This window comes from Streptomyces sp. ALI-76-A (assembly GCF_030287445.1).
In the GTDB taxonomy this organism is placed as follows: Bacteria; Actinomycetota; Actinomycetes; order Streptomycetales; family Streptomycetaceae; genus Streptomyces.
This window is the reverse complement of sequence record NZ_JASVWB010000002.1, coordinates 5,514,750-5,530,293: the sequence shown is the minus strand read 5'-3', so window position 1 is coordinate 5,530,293 and position 15,544 is coordinate 5,514,750. Positions and strand designations below refer to the sequence as shown.

The 15,544-nt window shown below is 71.2% G+C and carries 12 protein-coding genes; 6 read left to right on the top strand and 6 right to left on the bottom strand.

The features are described from left to right. Positions 1 to 7 precede the first annotated feature (7 nt). From QQS16_RS25800 to QQS16_RS25790, 3 genes are read right to left on the bottom strand one after another with little or no spacing between them, the layout of a single operon-like run. Positions 8 to 946, bottom strand: coding sequence for an N-acetylneuraminate synthase family protein (locus tag QQS16_RS25800; RefSeq protein ID WP_286064234.1), 939 nt, complete (start codon positions 944 to 946; stop codon positions 8 to 10). Positions 947 to 960: 14 nt separating this feature from the next. After that, positions 961 to 2,205, bottom strand: a complete 1,245-nt coding sequence (locus QQS16_RS25795) for an N-acylneuraminate cytidylyltransferase (RefSeq protein WP_286064233.1) — start codon at positions 2,203 to 2,205, stop codon at positions 961 to 963. A 32-nt stretch (positions 2,206 to 2,237) separates the two neighbouring features. Then, positions 2,238 to 3,602 carry a DUF6716 putative glycosyltransferase gene (locus tag QQS16_RS25790; protein ID WP_286064232.1) on the bottom strand — a complete coding sequence of 455 codons (1,365 nt, stop codon included), beginning with the start codon at positions 3,600 to 3,602 and terminating at the stop codon, positions 2,238 to 2,240. 198 nt (positions 3,603 to 3,800) lie between these two features. On the opposite strand from QQS16_RS25790, the gene QQS16_RS25785 reads away from it, so the two are divergent. The 6 genes from QQS16_RS25785 (at position 3,801) to QQS16_RS25760 (ending at position 9,980) form a co-directional block, all read left to right on the top strand. Next, positions 3,801 to 4,787 (top strand): glycosyltransferase family 2 protein, encoded by a 987-nt coding sequence (locus QQS16_RS25785; protein WP_286064231.1) that lies wholly within the window; start codon positions 3,801 to 3,803, stop codon positions 4,785 to 4,787. Beyond that, positions 4,787 to 6,121 (top strand): alpha-2,8-polysialyltransferase family protein, encoded by a 1,335-nt coding sequence (locus QQS16_RS25780; protein ID WP_286064230.1) that lies wholly within the window; start codon positions 4,787 to 4,789, stop codon positions 6,119 to 6,121. The genes QQS16_RS25785 and QQS16_RS25780 overlap by 1 nt, the downstream gene beginning before the upstream one ends. Before the next feature lie 166 nt (positions 6,122 to 6,287). After that, positions 6,288 to 7,115 carry an FkbM family methyltransferase gene (locus QQS16_RS25775; RefSeq protein WP_286064229.1) on the top strand — a complete coding sequence of 276 codons (828 nt, stop codon included), beginning with the start codon at positions 6,288 to 6,290 and terminating at the stop codon, positions 7,113 to 7,115. Between the two features lie 153 nt (positions 7,116 to 7,268). Further along, the gene (locus QQS16_RS25770) at positions 7,269 to 8,312 is read left to right on the top strand and encodes a glycosyltransferase family 2 protein (RefSeq protein WP_286064228.1); all 1,044 of its coding nucleotides are present in this window, start codon (positions 7,269 to 7,271) and stop codon (positions 8,310 to 8,312) included. Continuing rightward, complete coding sequence (locus QQS16_RS25765) at positions 8,302 to 8,715, top strand: GtrA family protein (RefSeq protein ID WP_286064227.1); 414 nt, start codon at positions 8,302 to 8,304, stop codon at positions 8,713 to 8,715. The genes QQS16_RS25770 and QQS16_RS25765 overlap by 11 nt, the downstream gene beginning before the upstream one ends. Continuing rightward, positions 8,712 to 9,980 carry an NAD(P)/FAD-dependent oxidoreductase gene (locus QQS16_RS25760; protein ID WP_286064226.1) on the top strand — a complete coding sequence of 423 codons (1,269 nt, stop codon included), beginning with the start codon at positions 8,712 to 8,714 and terminating at the stop codon, positions 9,978 to 9,980. Before QQS16_RS25765 ends, QQS16_RS25760 begins: the two co-directional genes overlap by 4 nt. Here QQS16_RS25760 and QQS16_RS25755 read toward each other — a convergent pair. The 3 genes from QQS16_RS25755 to QQS16_RS25745 are packed head-to-tail and all read right to left on the bottom strand — an operon-like array spanning position 9,963 to position 15,505. Next, positions 9,963 to 11,699: a hypothetical protein gene (locus QQS16_RS25755; protein ID WP_286064225.1), complete on the bottom strand. Its 1,737-nt coding sequence runs from the start codon at positions 11,697 to 11,699 to the stop codon at positions 9,963 to 9,965. The genes QQS16_RS25760 and QQS16_RS25755 overlap by 18 nt on opposite strands. Before the next feature lie 3 nt (positions 11,700 to 11,702). Next, positions 11,703 to 14,045 (bottom strand): glycosyltransferase, encoded by a 2,343-nt coding sequence (locus tag QQS16_RS25750; RefSeq protein ID WP_286064224.1) that lies wholly within the window; start codon positions 14,043 to 14,045, stop codon positions 11,703 to 11,705. Further along, positions 14,042 to 15,505, bottom strand: coding sequence for a glycosyltransferase family 29 protein (locus QQS16_RS25745; protein WP_286064223.1), 1,464 nt, complete (start codon positions 15,503 to 15,505; stop codon positions 14,042 to 14,044). Before QQS16_RS25745 ends, QQS16_RS25750 begins: the two co-directional genes overlap by 4 nt. Between the last annotated feature and the right edge of the window lie 39 nt (positions 15,506 to 15,544).

Below are 15,544 nucleotides of genomic sequence, written 5' to 3'. Positions count from 1 at the left end.
GTGGGGGTCAGACCGAGACCGGCTCGCCCGCCGCCGCGGCGATCTCCGCCTCGGCGACGACACCGCTGACGCGGCGCAGCTTCTTCATCGGGCCGAGCTCGGACTCGTAGACCTTCTTGACGCCGTCGCCGAGGGAGGCCTCGATGGTGCGGATGTCGCGCACCAGACGCGTGAGGCCCTGCGGCTCGACGGAGGCGGCCTGGTCGGAGCCCCACATCGCGCGGTCCAGGGTGATGTGGCGCTCGACGAAGGTGGCGCCGAGGGCGACCGCCGCGAGGGTGGTCTGCAGGCCCGTCTCGTGGCCGGAGTAGCCGATCGGGACGTTCGGGTACTCGGCCTGGAGGGTGTTGATCACCCGGAGGTTGAGCTCCTCGGCCTTGGCCGGGTACGTCGAGGTGGCGTGGCAGAGCAGGATGTTGTCGCTGCCGAGGACCTCCACCGCGTGGCGGATCTGCTTCGGGGTCGACATGCCGGTGGAGAGGATGACCGTGCGGCCGGTGGCGCGCAGCTCGCGCAGCAGCTCGTCGTCGGTCAGGGAGGCGGAGGCCACCTTGTGGGCGGGGACGTCGAACTTCTCCAGGAAGGCGACGGCCTCGGTGTCCCACGGGGAGGCGAACCAGGCGATCCCCTTCTCCTTGCAGTGCGCGTCGATCTGCCGGTACTCGTCCTCGCCGAACTCCACGCGGTGGCGGTAGTCGATGTACGTCATGCGGCCCCAGGGGGTGTCGCGCTCGATGTCCCACTGGTCGCGCGGGGTGCAGATCTCGGGCGTGCGCTTCTGGAACTTGACGGCGTCACAGCCGGCCTCGGCGGCCACGTCGATGAGCTTGAAGGCGTTCTCCAGCTCGCCGTTGTGGTTGATGCCGATCTCGCCGCAGATGTAGACGGGGCGACCCGGGCCGGCGGTCTTCGAACCGAACTGACGCAGACGGGAGTTGGTGCTCATGGCGGGAACTGTCCTTACTTGTTGAGGGAGTCGAGAGAGGGGCCGAGGATCCAGCTGGCGATCTCTCGGATCGCGCCGTCGCCACCGGGGACGGTGGTGACCGCGCGTGCGGCGCCGCGCACGACGTCGTGGGCGCTCGCGACCGCCACGGGCCAGCCGACGAGGGCGAAGCACGGGAGGTCGTTGACGTCGTTGCCGACGTAGAGCACGCGCTCCGGCGCGATGCCCTGCTCCTCGCACCACTGCTTCAGCGCGAGGTCCTTCCGGTCGATGCCGTGCAGGACCGGGAGCTTGAGCTTCCGGGCCCGGGCGGCGACGACCGGGTTCTGCTCCGTGGAGAGGATCAGCATGTTCAGGCCGCTCCTGCGCAGGGCGGCGATGCCGAGGCCGTCCCCGCGGTGCACGGAGACGAACTCCTTTCCATCGGCGTCGATCAGCACCCGGTCGTCGGTCTGGGTGCCGTCGAAGTCCAGGACGACCGCGTCGATGTCGTCGGCGGTCGGGAGGGCGCCGGGCCGGTCCGCGTCGAACAGCGGCGCCAGTGCCCGGGCCCGGGCGAGGTCGTGCGGGTCGTCGATCTCCAGCACGCGGGCCGGGTCCGTGCGGACGAGCTCCGTGTGCCCGAAGAAGCGGTGCTGGTGCTCGCGGAAGCCCGTCGCCTCCATCGCGTAGGCGGCGCCGGTCTCCAGGAGGTCCTGGGGGCGGTCCTGGCGGCGGGGGCGGAAGGACTTGTCGTGGTTGACGCCGTAGCCGCCGGTGGCGTCGTCGGAGGTGGCCTCGGTGTCCGCGTCCCGCCAGATGAAGCCGTGGAAGGGGGCCACGGTCACCGCGGTGTCGGCGCCGTTGTCGGCGACCGCTCCGGCCACCCCGTCGATGTCCTCGCGGGCGATGAAGGGGCTGGTGCACTGCACCAGCAGGACGACGTCGACGGGTGCCCCGTGCAGGGCCTCGTGCGCGTCCATGGCGTGCAGGACCGCGGCCTCCGAGGTCGCCGTGTCGCCGGCGATGGCGGCGGGCCGCAGCACGACCTCCGCGCCGGCCTGGCGGGCCGCGGCGGCGATGGCCTGGTCGTCGGTGGACACCACGACGTCCGTCACCAGCCGGGTGGCGCGGCACTCGCGCACCGCCCGCGTCACCAGCGGGACACCGCCGACGGGGGCGAGGTTCTTGGCGGGCACGCCCTTGGAGCCGCCGCGCGCGGGGATCACCGCGAGCACCCGGCGCACCGAAGGCCGGTGGCCCGTCTGCGAGTTGGTCATGGGAACTGCTCCTTGGCGTGGGATCGGGCGGCTCACAGCTCGCCCATCCGCCGGATGACGGGGGCGACTCGCTGCACGCCGTGCCGGTAGGCGCCGCGCGCCGCCCGGCGCACGACCTGCCGTACCGGGCCCGGCTCCTTGTCGGCGGCGGGGGCGCCGGGCAGCGGGGTGCCGTCCGGGCCGAGGTGGTGGCGGGCGAGGATGCCGGGCAGATAGCCGGGCGCGGTCGCGGGTGTGTAGTACGGGGTCAGCGGCGGCAGGCCGCCGGGCCGGCCGAGCAGCTTGGTGATGCGTTCGCGGGCCGCGTCGAAGGCGTGGGCGTACGAGCCCGCCCCGGCGGGGGAACCCACGGCCGCGACGCCCTGCCGGGCCACCCACTCCTCGTCGGGCGCCGGCCGGTGGCCGTCGTCGAGCTGGTCCCAGGAGGCGAGGCAGCCGGAGCCGACGAAGTGGTGGTTGCCGAGCGTCTCGCGGACACCGAGGTCGGTGAGGACGACGGTCGGGATCCGGCGGTGCAGGGACTCCAGGGCGGCCGTGGAGCTGACGGTCACCAGGAGGTCGGTCCGGTCCAGGACCTCGCCCATGTTGCCGTACACCATGCGGAAGTTGGCCGGGGCGTCGAGCCGCTGTGCCAGCTTCTGGTAGGGCAGCTCCTCGATGTGCGTGGTGTGTTCGCCCGGCTTGGAGCGCAGCTTGAGCAGCACCTCGCGCCCGGGGTGCAGCCGCGCGTGCCGGACCAGCCGCTCCAGCAGGTACGTACGGTCCTTGCGGCTGTCCGGTACGGACGGCTGGGCGGCGAACACCACCGTGTACGGGTCGTGTTCACCGGCGTAGGGGGCTCCGCCGAGGAACGGCAGCGCCACCTCGGTCACCGACGAGGCGTCGGCGCCCACCCCCTCGTACACCGCGCGGAAACGCTCCGCGTCCTGGCGGGAGTTGGCGAGGACGAGGTCCGCGCCGTGCCGTAGCAGCAGGCCGTCGGCGAGCTTCTCGTAGACGACGCCGACATAGCCGGTGACGACCACGGGCCGCTTCCGGCGGCCCTCCCACACCCGCTTGAGGCCGTGCAGCATCGCCTGCACTCCACCGCCGACGAGGGCGAGCACGACGATGTCGTACGACTCCTCGGCCATGGCGCGCAGGAACTCCACGGCCGTCACCTCGCGCAGGGAGTCGGCGTGCACGCCGACCTCCTCCAGTTGGCGGGCGGTGGGCGTGGACCGGCCGCGCAGCAGGAATCCGCTCAGCGCGGGGCGGGCTGGCGTGCCCTCGCGCGCTGCGGCTTCCATGGGCGGGCCCGGAGTGATGCGGTCCGCGGTCAGCGCACCCCATTTCCAGCGGGTGTCCGAGTCCGCGAGGACGGCGATGCGCGGGGACTTCGTTGTACTTGACGGCACGTCCCAGACGCTAGGAAGCAATTTCTAGGTCCGGCCCAACCAGGCCGCAACGAAAAGTTAACAACAGCCCACCGAGAGCCGAACTGGCCCGCCGGGGAGCGGAAAGTACACGGGAGGCACCGTTTCGACACATTGAGTTCACCGCCTGTCCGCGTACCGGAAAGTTCCGCAGCCGGGCGGCCTTCTAATGTTTCTCGGGTGCCAAAGCTTTCCGTGATCGTGCCGTTCTACAACGTGCAGCAATACGCCCCGGACACCCTCAGAAGCCTTCGACTGAACGCTCGGCGGGATTTTGAGTTCGTGCTGGTCGACGACAAATCGAAGGACGACACTCCGGCCATACTGGAACGCGCGGCCGAGGAGTTGTCGGACGTCGCCCAGGTCCGTCTCGTCCGCCACGACGAGAACCGGGGACTCGCCACCGCGCGCAACACCGGACTGGACGCCGCGCGGGGCGAGTATCTGACGTTCCTGGACGGCGACGACTGGCTGGCTCCCGGCTACCTCTCCGAACTGGTGTCGGCCATCGAGGGGTTGGGCTGCGATTTCGTCCGCACCGACCATGTGCAGGCCACCGCCCGCGCCCGGACCGTGCACCGGGCCCCGGTCGGGCTGCGGAACGAGGTGCTGAACCCCCGCGAGGCGATCCTGCCCGCCGACCGGACCACCTCGGTGGACTACGCCTACGCCTGGGCCGGCGCCTACCACCGCCGCCTGCTCGACCAGGGGCTGCTGCACTTCACCCCCGGGCTGCGCACGGCCGAGGACCGGCCGTGGATCTGGAAGCTGCACCGCGAGGCGGAGTCGTTCGCCGTGGTGAGCCTGCTCGGCGTGTTCTACCGGCGCGGGGTCGCCTCCTCCCTCACCCAGATCGGCGACGCCCGCCAGCTCGACTTCATCCGCGCCTTCGACCAGGTGATCGAGGAGACGGCGACCGATCCGGACGCCGGCCGGCTGCTGCCGAAGGCGGTGCGCACCTACTGCGCGATCATCGCCCACCACCTCTCCGACGAGGCCAAGTGGGAACCGGCCGTGGCCAAGCAGTTGCGGACGCTGAGCGCGGCGGCGATACGGCGTATGCCGCAGGACGCGCTCGGCGACGTGCTCGAGACCATGGACATGCGCCGTTCCGCCCGGCTGCGGCGGCTGCGGCGCCGGGCCACCACAGCGAAGGCGGCCGCCTGATGCCCTCCCGTACTGTGCAGATCTTCTGCGCCTCGACGCTGTACGGCGCCGCCACGCTGGCCGCCGCGATCGACTCCGACCTGTTCACCGAACCGGACCGCCGGGTGCTGCTGGTCCTGAACAACTCCGCGACCCCGGAGACCACCCCCGCACTCGACCGGATGCCGGGCTTCGAGCCGCTGCGCGGCCACTTCGACGAGGTGCTGTCCTGGAACGAGGCCATCCGCCCCTTCCACCCCGGCGCCTGGGTCCCGCGCCCCGACGACATCCCCCTCTTCGAGCGCTACCTGCGCCTGCTGTGGGGCCTCGGTGAGGACTGCGTCGAACTGGTCCTGGAGTCCATCCAGGTCACTCCCGCCCTCACGGTGGCCCAGCTGTTCACCGGCGCCCCCGTCGACGTCTACGCCGACGGCCTGATGAGCTACGGGCCCACCCGCAACAAGCTGGACCCGCTGGTCGGCACGCGGGTGCGGCGGCTGCTGCACCTGGACCTGGTGCCGGGCGTGACGCCGATGCTGCTCACCGAGTTCGACGTGCCCCCGGTCCTGGTGCCGACGGACGCCTTCCTGAAGGTGATGGGCGAACTGGCGGCGTCCGTACCGGAGCTGCCGCCGCTGCCGGACGACGCGGCGCTGCTGCTCGGCCAGTACCTGTCCGCGCTGAACATCCTCTCCCCCGAGGCGGAGGAGGAGCTGCACGTGCGGATGATGCGGGGCGCGGTCGCCCGCGGGCACACGTCCGTCGTCTTCAAGCCGCACCCCACCGCGCCGGCGCGCTACAGCCGCGCCCTGGAGACCGAGGCCGAGAAGCTCGGGGTGGACCTGACCGTCCTGGACACGCCCGTGCTCGCCGAGGTGCTGTTCGAGCGGACCCGGCCCGCACTGGTCGTCGGCTGCTTCTCGACCGCACTGTTCACCGCGTCCGCCTTCTACGGCCTGCCGGTCGCCCGGATCGGCACCGAGCCGCTGCTGGACCGGCTGACGCCCTACCAGAACAGCAACCGGGTCCCGGCGGTGCTGGCGGACGCCGTGCTGCCGGACCTGGAGGGCCGCACGGGCGAGGACCCGGTCCCGGCCGGCGAGCTGAACGACCTGGTCACCGCGGTCGGCTTCAGCATGCAGCCGCAGATCTACCCGTCCCTGCGCCCGGCGGCGGAACGCCATCTGTCCCGGCACTTCGGCCCGCGCACCCAGCGCTACTTCAAGCGCAAGCGGCTCACCTCGCTCGGCCTGCCCGGCGGCATTCCGGAACGGCTCGCCTTCCTGCCCCGCAACGCCACGGCACGCCGGGTGGTGCGGCGGGCGCGGGCACTGAAGAAGGCCGTGAAGCGCTGAGCGAACACAGGGTGAATTCCCGGCCGCTCCGGAATGTCGCCCTGGTAAAGGCCCGGCTTACACACGCAGGTGAGCCGGGCCTTTTCCGAACAATGCGCAGTCGATGACAGTCCGGGCACACGGCTCTACGATCGCGCAATGCGTATCCCCCAGCTCGAAGAAGCGAATGCCCGCATGCTGGCCGGCCCACGCACCATCGGTCAGGCCGGTCTCCACGGGCGACATCATCCGCACCCACCGGAAGAAGTTCCCGTACCGGGGCTTCGCCGAGATCGACTCCCCGTACGGTCCGCCGTTCGTCATGTTCTGCGTGAACGACGACGCGGTGGCCCTCGACGCCCTGTGGAACGGGCACTTCGGCTATGAACCGGGCAGCCTCGCCACCTGGGCCCGGCTGGCCGCCGCCAGCACGACGATCGCCGACGTCGGCGCCCACGTCGGCTATTTCTCGATGATCGCCGCGCTCGCCAACCCGCAGGCGACGGTGCACGCCTTCGAGCCGGTGGACCAGGTCCACGCCCGCCTCTCGGTGAACATACGGTCGAACAACATCCAGAACGTCCGGCTCCACCAGGCAGGGGTGTCCAGCGAACCGGGCTGGGCCGACATCAGCGTCCGCTTCGCGGGCAACCTGCTCTCGACGGGCTCCACCCTGGAGCACGCCGCCGCCGACGCCCAGCTCAAGCGCATCCCACTGCGCACCCTGGACGAGGTGTTCGCGCGGAGCCGGCTGGACCTGATCAAGATCGACGTGGAGGGCCACGAGATGCCGGTGCTGCGGGGAGCCCGTCAGGTCCTCGAGCGCGACCGGCCGACCGTGCTGCTGGAGGCGCTGGCCGGCGCTCCCCTGGACCCGCTGCTCGCCGAGTTCGACCCGCTCGGTTACGACGCCCACTGGGTCGCCGAACGCGACGGGGAGCTCGTACCGGCGTCCGCTCCCCGGCCGCCGAAGACCCGGAATCTGTTGTTCACCCCGCGGGTCCCACAGGAATAGATTCCTCCCAACAGAACCCGGAGTGAAGAGAAACAGGGAAGTCGGCTTCCGGACGGGGGGAGTTCGGCGGGGGTTCACAAACGCTCCATAGCTTCCCTCAATGCGCCAGACAGCTTTCGGGTCCATCCCGTTCGATTCCGCGGCCGGGCCCACATGACCCAGCAGGACATACGACCGCCCGTTCCCGCCCCCGCTCCGGCTCCCGTCGCGCTCGCGGCGGTGGAGCCGGGGCCCGCCCGGCGGCCGCTGATCTCGTACGTCCTCCCGGTCTACAACGAGCAGGACGGCATCGCGGCCTTCCATGCCGGACTGACCGCCGCCCTGGCCGGCCGCCCGGACCTCGACGTGCAGCTGGTGTACGTCAACGACGGCTCCACCGACGCTTCCCTCGCCCTCCTCAAGAAGCTCGCCGAGGACGATCCGCGCGTCCAGGTGGTCGACTTCGCCCGCAACTTCGGGCACCAGATCGCCATCACCGCGGGCCTCGACCACGCCGAGGGCGACGCGGTGATCGTGATGGACACCGACCTCCAGGACCCGCCGCAGGTCAGCCTGGAACTGGTCGACGCCTGGCGCGAGGGCGCCGACATCGTGCACGCGCGCCGCCGCAGCCGGCAGGACTCCGCGTTCAAACGGGCCACCGCGCACCTGTACTACCGCGTCCTGCGCGCCTGCACCGACGTGGACATCCCGCTGGACACCGGGGACTTCCGGCTGCTGGACCGCAAGGTCGCCGACGAGCTGCGCAAGTACCGCGAGCGCAGCCGCTTCGTACGCGGCATCGTCGCCTCGATGGGCTACCGGCAGACCGAGGTGGCCTTCGACCGCGACGAACGGTTCGCGGGCGAGACCAAGTACCCGCTGCGCAAGATGGCCCGCCTCGCGGTCGACGGCGTCACCAGCTTCTCCACCGCGCCACTGAAGATGATCACCCGGCTCGGCTTCGTGGTGCTCGCGCTGTCGCTGGCCGGCATCCTCTACGCGCTGGCGATGAAGTTCTTCCGGCCCGAGATCACGGTCTCCGGCTGGACGATGCTGATGTGCGTGGTGCTGTTCCTGGGCGGCACGCAGATGCTGTCCCTGGGGGTCATCGGGGCGTACATCGGGCGTATCTACAGCGAGGCGCAGGGGCGTCCGCTGTACCTGGTGCGCGAGGTGATCGGCACCGACGGGCGGGGCGGTGACGGTGAGCGCTGAGACGACCGCGGCCCCGCCCGCGGCGGAGGCCCGCACCCTGCGCCAGCTCGTCCGCTACACCCTGATCGGCGGCAGCGGGGTCGCCCTGGACCTCACCGCCTTCCTGCTGCTGCACAACCTCGCCGGGATGGACGAGCAGCTCGCCAACGTGCTCAGCACCACCCTCGGCATCGCCAACAACTTCGTTCTGAACGCGCTGTTCACCTTCGAGCGGCGCGACCGGATCGTCGTGCGCTTCCTGCGCTTCTACGCCGTCGGGCTGACCGGCATCGCCCTGACGTACCTGCTCTTCCTCGTCTTCACCGACGCGCTGGGGATCGACGCCAATCTGGTCAAGGCGGGCTCGCTGCCGCTGGTCCTGGCGCTCCAGTTCGTGCTCAACAGAAAGTGGAGCTTCGCATGAACCTCGGCATCATCGGCGCGGGAGCCACCGGCCTGACCGCCGCCTGGGACGCCGTACGCGCGGGCCACCAGGTGACCCTCCTGGAGGCGGCCTCCGAACTCGGCGGCCTGGCGGCCTCGCTGGAGGTGGGCGGGGTTCCGCTGGAGCGCTTCTACCACCACATCTTCCGCAGCGACAAGGCGATGATCGATCTGATCGAGGAGCTGGGCCTCGGTGACGCGCTCCGCTTCCACCGGCCCACCACCGGCATCTACCGGGGCGGGAGGCTGATCGACTTCACCACCCCGTTCGACATGCTGCGCTTCCCGGAGTTCTCCCCCGTCGACGCGGTCCGCTTCGCCGGTTCCTCGGCGGTGCTGAAGGCGGTCCGCGGCGGTGAGCGCTTCAACGACCTCACCGCCCTCGGCTGGCTGCGCCGCTGGGCCGGCAAGAAGGCCACCGCGTCGATCTGGGAGCCGTTGCTGCGGGGCAAGTTCGGCGACCGTGCCGAGCAGGTGTCGATGGCGTGGTTGTGGGCCCGTATCCACTGCCGCACCTTCGAACTCGGTTATGTGGACGGCGGGTTCGAGCGGGTCTACGCGGCGCTGCGGGACGGCGTCGAGGAGCGCGGCGGCAAGGTGGAGTTCGGCAAGGCGGTGGAGTCGATCCGGCAGGACGGGGACGCCGCGCCCGCCGTGGTGACCTGCGCCGACGGTTCGGCGTACGCGTTCGAGCGGCTGATCGTCACGACCCCGCAGCCCGCCTTCGCCAAGGCGGCCGGGCTGCCCGCCGACAACGCGGTGTGGAAGAACCAGTACCTGGGCGCGACCTGCTTCGTGCTGGAGCTGGACCGCAGTGTGATCCCGTACTACTGGCTCAACATCAACGATCCGGACTTCCCGTTCCTCGCGGTGGTCGAGCACACGAAGATGATCGACCCGTCCGTGTACGGCGGCCGGCACGTCCTCTACGTCGGCAACTACGTGGAGCGCGAGGACTGGCGTTTCACGACCGAACCGGCCGAGCTGCTGGCGAGGTTCCTGCCGTACCTGCGCCGCGTCAACCCGGACTTCGACGAGTCCTGGATCCAGGACTGGCACTTCTCGAAGGCGGGCTTCGCGCAGCCGGTGGTCACCCCCGAGTACCGCGCGCTGATCCCGCCCCACGAGACCCCGATGAGCCGGGTCACCCTGGTCACGATGGCCCAGATCTACCCCCAGGACCGCGGCCAGAGCTACTCGGTGGCCCTGTCCCGCGAGGTCACCGGGTCACTGGGGCTGCGCTGACGTCCTGCGTACGCACAGCACCGTCGGTGTTCCGTCCATCGTGCGGGGGCAGTCGTACAGGGCCGTGACGCGCCGCCAGAGGTCCTTGTCGACCTGGGCCGGGCGGAACCAGGCCCGGTCCAGGACGGCGTACGGGGCAGGGTTCCGGTCGAGGCAGGTCTCGTTCTCCCGGAACGACGTCAGCTCGGTGACGTCCGGGAGGTAGCGGGTGCGCTGGAGGAACGTGGCGATCGGGTAGCGGCACTGGGCGGGGTGGCCGACGTAGTACGTGGTGTCGCCGAAGGCCAGGTACAGCACCGGGGCGTCCTCGGGCAGCCGGGCCCGCAGCCGGCCGGCCTGTGCCTCGGCGCCGCGCATCCCGCTCAGGTACTCGGCGTTGGTACTCCTGACCTTGCCGAACTGCACCAGGTGCGGGGAGCCCGGCCACATGCTCGCGGCCAGACAGACCACACCGGCCAGGGCGACCAGGACGGGCAGCCACCCTCCGCGTGCCGGACGCCGGTCCGTCGCCCGGGCGCGGGTGTCCAGCATGACGTCCGCCACGGCCGCGATCAGGGCCACGAGGGCGAAGGCCCAGACGACGTACGGGCGTTGCAGCCCGTGGTCCGCCTCGGCGTACAGCACGGACAGTGCCCCGTACAGCAGGGACACGGCACCGAAGCACCACGGCGGGGAGCGGCGGGCGCCGCCCACGGCGAGGCCCCACAGGGTGGCGGCGAGCACCGGCATCTGGGCGCCGTGGTACAGGAACCAGTTGCCCTGCACGATGACGACCGCCTGGGCGCCGAGGCCGACGGTCAGCGCCACCAGGGCCAGTTCGGTCCGGCGACCTCCGTGCGCCCGGGCAAGGACCAGCAGCAGCGCGCCGGGGAGCAGGAGCAGCACCGGGCTCTGCACCGCCCGGTCGGCGAGGAAGTCCACGGAGCGGTCGAGGATGAAGCCGGGGCGGATCCCGGTCCGGCTCAGTGCCGACTGGTTGATCTGCGGCATGTCCTCGGTCCACTGCCACTCGTGGGACCCGCCGAGCAGGCTCAGCCCGAACAGGAGCAGCGCGGCGGGCACCCCGGCCAGCGCGAGCCGGACGGCCCGGCCCCGGTCGACGGCGTACACCAGGAGGACACCGATGGCGGCCGTGGCGGCGGTGGAGTACTTCATCATCACCGCGAGGCCCAGCGGCAGGGCGGCGAGCAGGGCGGCCGGCCAGGGGCGGGACGGGCCCAGTGCCGCGGCCACGGCGAGCACCGTCAGCACCACCGCCGCCCACTCCGGCTGGAGGAAGTCGTTGCGGGGCGCCAGGGCCAGGGCGAGACCGGTGGCGCCCGCCGTGAGGGCCGCCTCGCGCCCGGTGACCCGGCGGTCCAGCGCCAGGAAGAGCGCCCAGGCCGCCGCGGCGGCGAGCAGGATGCCGGCCGCGCCGATCACGGTCTCGCGGATCGCCGCCGTGTCCCCCAAGGAGACCCGGTCGAGGCCCGCGACGAACCACCGGTAGAAGTACGGCCGGTGGGTGAAGACCTCCGAGGGCGAGTAACCGGCCTCGCCGCCGGTGCGCAGGGCGCCGAGGACGTAGTGCAGGTCCCCGGTGAGGCGGCGGGTGGCCGCGGTGTACACCACGGCCACCACGGCGGGCAGGGCGACCACCGGCCACCACAGCGGTGACCGGCGGTCGCCCGCGCCCGACCGCGCCTCGGCGCAGGTGTCGTCGGCCAGGGCGGTCGCCATGGGTCAGCCGCCCAGGATGACCCGCAGGTCGGCCGCGTTCGCCTCGGTGACCTTCCACAGCTCCTGCTGCCGGCCGTGCACGTCGGCGACCGTCCTGTCGTGGTCGGCGAGCAGCTCCTTCGAGCGTTCCACCAGGCGCGCGGCGAGGTGCCGGTCGTGGACCGACACACCCCACTCGGGGCGCTCGATGTCCCGCAGGAAGTACGCCATCTTCGGGTGCGAGATCAGGCTGATGATGGGCGTGCCGCAGCCGAACGGGATCATGCCCGCGTGGCCGCGCATGCCGATGACCAGCCTGGTGCGCGCGTACAGGTCGCGGATCTCGTCGTTCTCGAAGTCGTACATCGGGATCACCGGGAGCGAGATGCCGTGCTCGCGGCGCAGGTCGAAGGCGATCTTCTCGTCGTCGAGGGAGTGCGCCACGCACTGCACCTCGGCCAGCTCGCCCAGATCCCGGACCGCCTGGGCCATCTGGGCCAGGAAGTAGCCGTAGTCGTGGCCGAAGCGCAGGCCCGCGCGGTCGTAGGCGGCGTTGATCAGGATGGTGTCGTCGCGCTTGGCCGGGTCCTGCCAGCCGGGCACCAGCTGACGGGTGACCGTCGTCGGGCAGGGCTGGAAGCGGACCTTGTCGTGCAGGCGGGCCGGCAGCATGGCCCGCACCTTCTCGATCGAGCCGTGGTTGCGCAGCCCGAAGAAGGAGGACTGCTCGACGAGCAGCCGCAGCGACTCCCGGAACCGGTTGGCCCGGTACGACTGGCCGTCGAAGGCGTTGAAGCCGACGGCGAAGACCGCCACGGGCACGTCGATGCGCTGGAGCAGCTCGTCCGGCACGTTCCACTGCCAGGCGCTGTTGCCGTTGGGCATGGTGTCCGGGATGAACAGGCCGCCGCCGCCGATCACCAGGCCCCGGCGGCGGTTGACCCGCTGAAGGGCGGCCTCGTCGAACAGCCGGTGGGCGTGCACCGGGTGCCAGCGGCGGGAGGTGGTGTCCGGCCCGAACGCGGAGCGCACGCTCTCCGGCAGCAGCTTGTCGCCCGCGTTGCCCTGGCGGTCCATGTAGAAGGCGACGTGGGCGAGCTGGTCCTCGGGGGCGCCGAGTTCCTGGGCCGGGACGGTGGCCGCGCGCTGCGCCCACAGGCGGCTGGAGCGGTGGGTCGGGTCGACGGACAGGCCGGCCGTCGCGTACCTCACGGCCTCGGCGTTGTCGCCGTGCACCCAGGCCATCTGGGCGAGCCGGGCGTAGGCGGTGGCGGCCCGGTTGGGGGCGGCGGTGGCCAGCAGCAGCTGCGTCCGGGCCTCGGCGTAGCGGGAGACGCTCATCAGGGCGTGGCCGAGCACCTCGTGCGGCCAGGCCGCGTCGAGCGGGATGTGGACGCCGCTGAGGACGTCGACGGCGTCCTGGTAGTCACCGGCCCCGATGTGCGCGGCGGCCACCTTGCGGGCGATCTCCACGTCGGAGGTGCGGGCGACGTGCGGGGTGCCGAAGTGGATCAGCAGGTCGTGGTGGAGGCCGCCCTGCTTGGCCAGGTAGGCGGCGTGGAAGTCGGCGTCGGACAGGTCGAACTCGCGCCAGCGGTCCTCGGCCTGGCTGTAGCCGGCCTCGCCGCCCTGCCAGGGCTTGTGCCGGCCGGTGAAGTGCAGGATCGCCGTGTCGTCCGGGACGGGCAGGTCGCCCGACAGCCGCCGCTTGACGAAGTTGTAGCGCGGGTCGAGGCGGACGAAGTCGCCGTCCAGGACGGCGTTGAGGATGCCCTGGTCGTGCTTGTCGAGCTCGTAGTCGCCGCTGCGGCCACAGGCGTCCAGCCGGGCGCAGAACGCGTCGCTCAGGTACTCGCGCTGGATCACCAGCAGACCGGAGTTGAGCTTGTGCTGGCCGTAGAAGAACTGCGGCACGGCCGCGAGTCCCTCGCGCAGCTTGAGCAGTTCGCCCAGGTCGCCGAGGACGACCATGTCGGTGTCGAGCGTGATGACGGTGTCGTACTCGCGCAGCCGGAAGACGTCGAGGATGAAGTACGCCTTGCGGACCAGGTAGTTGTCCTGGTCGCCCTTCTTGTACGAGTCGTAGTGCTCGGCGTCGACCCGGCGCAGCACGATGCGCGGGTGCAGGTCGCGGATCTTCGCGATCGAGCCGGGGCGCAGGTCGTCGTGGAGGACGACGAAGTCCTCGCACACGCCCGGGTTGGACAGGGCGAGGCTCTTGAGCAGGACGAGGAAGCCGGGCAGGTAGTTCTCGTCGACGTAGCTGGCGAAGGCGATCCGGCGCTTGCCCGTGATGTCGTGGGCGGCCAGCGGGGCCGCCGGGGCCAGGGAGACGGCGGCGGCCCGGTTCGGGGAGGTCGTGGTCATCGCAGGGATATCCTCATGTCGGTCACGCTCTGGGCCCGCTGCATGACCCATTCCTTCTCGCTGGTGTATTCGTGCACGGACGTGATGGCCAGCTTCATCGCTCCTGCCACCCGGTAGGCGCCGCTCTCGTAGAAGTCGAAGCCGATCAGGTCCAGGGTCGGGCTGACGTCCAGGAAGTCCAGCAGCCACAGCATGTTGAAGCCGGTGGTCGGGATGCCCGACCAGACGTCGTTGCCGAGCTTGCCGATGTTGCGCACCGGCCAGCGCAGGGACTCGTCGCCGAGGTAGGTCTGGGCGCCCGGCACCAGGCGGTTGCGCAGCGAGTACTTCCAGTCGCCGGAGATGCCACCGAAGACCAGCCGGGTGGTGACGTGCTGGTCCCAGTTGAAGCCGTGCTTGTGGATGGTGGCGTGGATGTCGGTGCGGCTGCCGGTGTTCTTCGGGTCGATCCGGTACGAGTTGAAGCGCACCACCAGGTCGTACGCGTCGATCTCGGCGCCCATGGAACCGGCGCCGACGCGGCCGGAGTTGGCGATCAGGGCGATCGACTTGCCGGCGATCTGGTTGCGGAACTCGCCGAGGGTGATCCACTGCACGCCGCCGACGGTCGGGTCGGTGACGGGGCCGCGCATCCGGCTGCGGCGCTGCTCGGCGTAGAGCGCGACGGCCTCGGTCAGCGCGGGCAGGTCGACGCCGGGCACGGCGGTGCGCAGGTCGAGGTACTGGCTGAGCAGGTCCTGCCGGTCCTGCACCGGGGCCTGGTCGGCGGCGAGCGAGAGGAGCGCTCCCACGAGCCGGGGTTCGGCCTCGGTCCAGTCGCCGACCGCGTGCGCGGCGAGGCCCTCGGCCCACACGTCGGTGGCGAACCCGCGCGCGAAGTCCCGGGCGCGCGGCACCTGGCGCTCCAGGAGGGCGAACAGTTCGCGTTCCCTGTCCGCCGCGACCTTGAGGCCGGCGATCCGGGCGCGGACGCCGAAGCCGTCGTCGTCGGTGAGGCCGAGGTAGCGCTCGTACGCCTGAAGGGCCTCGGTCTCCTCGCCGAGGGTCTCCAGCAGGCGGGCGCGCAGCCGCCAGCCGGCGCGGGAGTTCTTGCGCTGGGCCAGGACGGTGTCGCTGATGACCAGCGCGAGGTTCAACTCGTCGTCGTAGCCGCACTCCAGGGCTTTGTTGGCGACGGCGAGCAGGGCGTCCAGGAGTTCGTTGCCGAGGCTCGCGGAGGGGGTCGGGGCACCCTTGACGGCCCGCTTCAGCAGGGCGGTGGCGCCGGCCGGCGCGGGCACGGCGGCGGTCGTCGAGGTCGTGCCCCACACCACGAGCAGCTTGCGCAGCTGCTCGGCGAGTTCGACCCGGCGGCGGTCGATGCTGCCGACGAGTTTTCCGCTGTGCACCGCGCAGGCGCGCAGGCAGTCGTCCAGCTCCCCTCCACGCGCACGTGCACGTCTCTTCTGGACCGTCGTCATGGCACTCCTGTGGTCTTTTACCCAGCTCTAGCTGTGTTC

Coding starts and splice junctions, on each gene's coding strand:
- QQS16_RS25795 (WP_286064233.1), bottom strand. CDS start 2,205: ATGACCAACTCGCAGACGGGCCACCGGCCTTCGGTGCGCCGGGTGCTC.
- QQS16_RS25755 (WP_286064225.1), bottom strand. CDS start 11,699: ATGGCGACCGCCCTGGCCGACGACACCTGCGCCGAGGCGCGGTCGGGC.
- QQS16_RS25760 (WP_286064226.1), top strand. CDS start 8,712: ATGAACCTCGGCATCATCGGCGCGGGAGCCACCGGCCTGACCGCCGCC.
- QQS16_RS25800 (WP_286064234.1), bottom strand. CDS start 946: ATGAGCACCAACTCCCGTCTGCGTCAGTTCGGTTCGAAGACCGCCGGC.
- QQS16_RS25770 (WP_286064228.1), top strand. CDS start 7,269: ATGACCCAGCAGGACATACGACCGCCCGTTCCCGCCCCCGCTCCGGCT.
- QQS16_RS25745 (WP_286064223.1), bottom strand. CDS start 15,505: ATGACGACGGTCCAGAAGAGACGTGCACGTGCGCGTGGAGGGGAGCTG.
- QQS16_RS25775 (WP_286064229.1), top strand. CDS start 6,288: ATGCCCGCATGCTGGCCGGCCCACGCACCATCGGTCAGGCCGGTCTCC.
- QQS16_RS25750 (WP_286064224.1), bottom strand. CDS start 14,045: ATGACCACGACCTCCCCGAACCGGGCCGCCGCCGTCTCCCTGGCCCCG.
- QQS16_RS25780 (WP_286064230.1), top strand. CDS start 4,787: ATGCCCTCCCGTACTGTGCAGATCTTCTGCGCCTCGACGCTGTACGGC.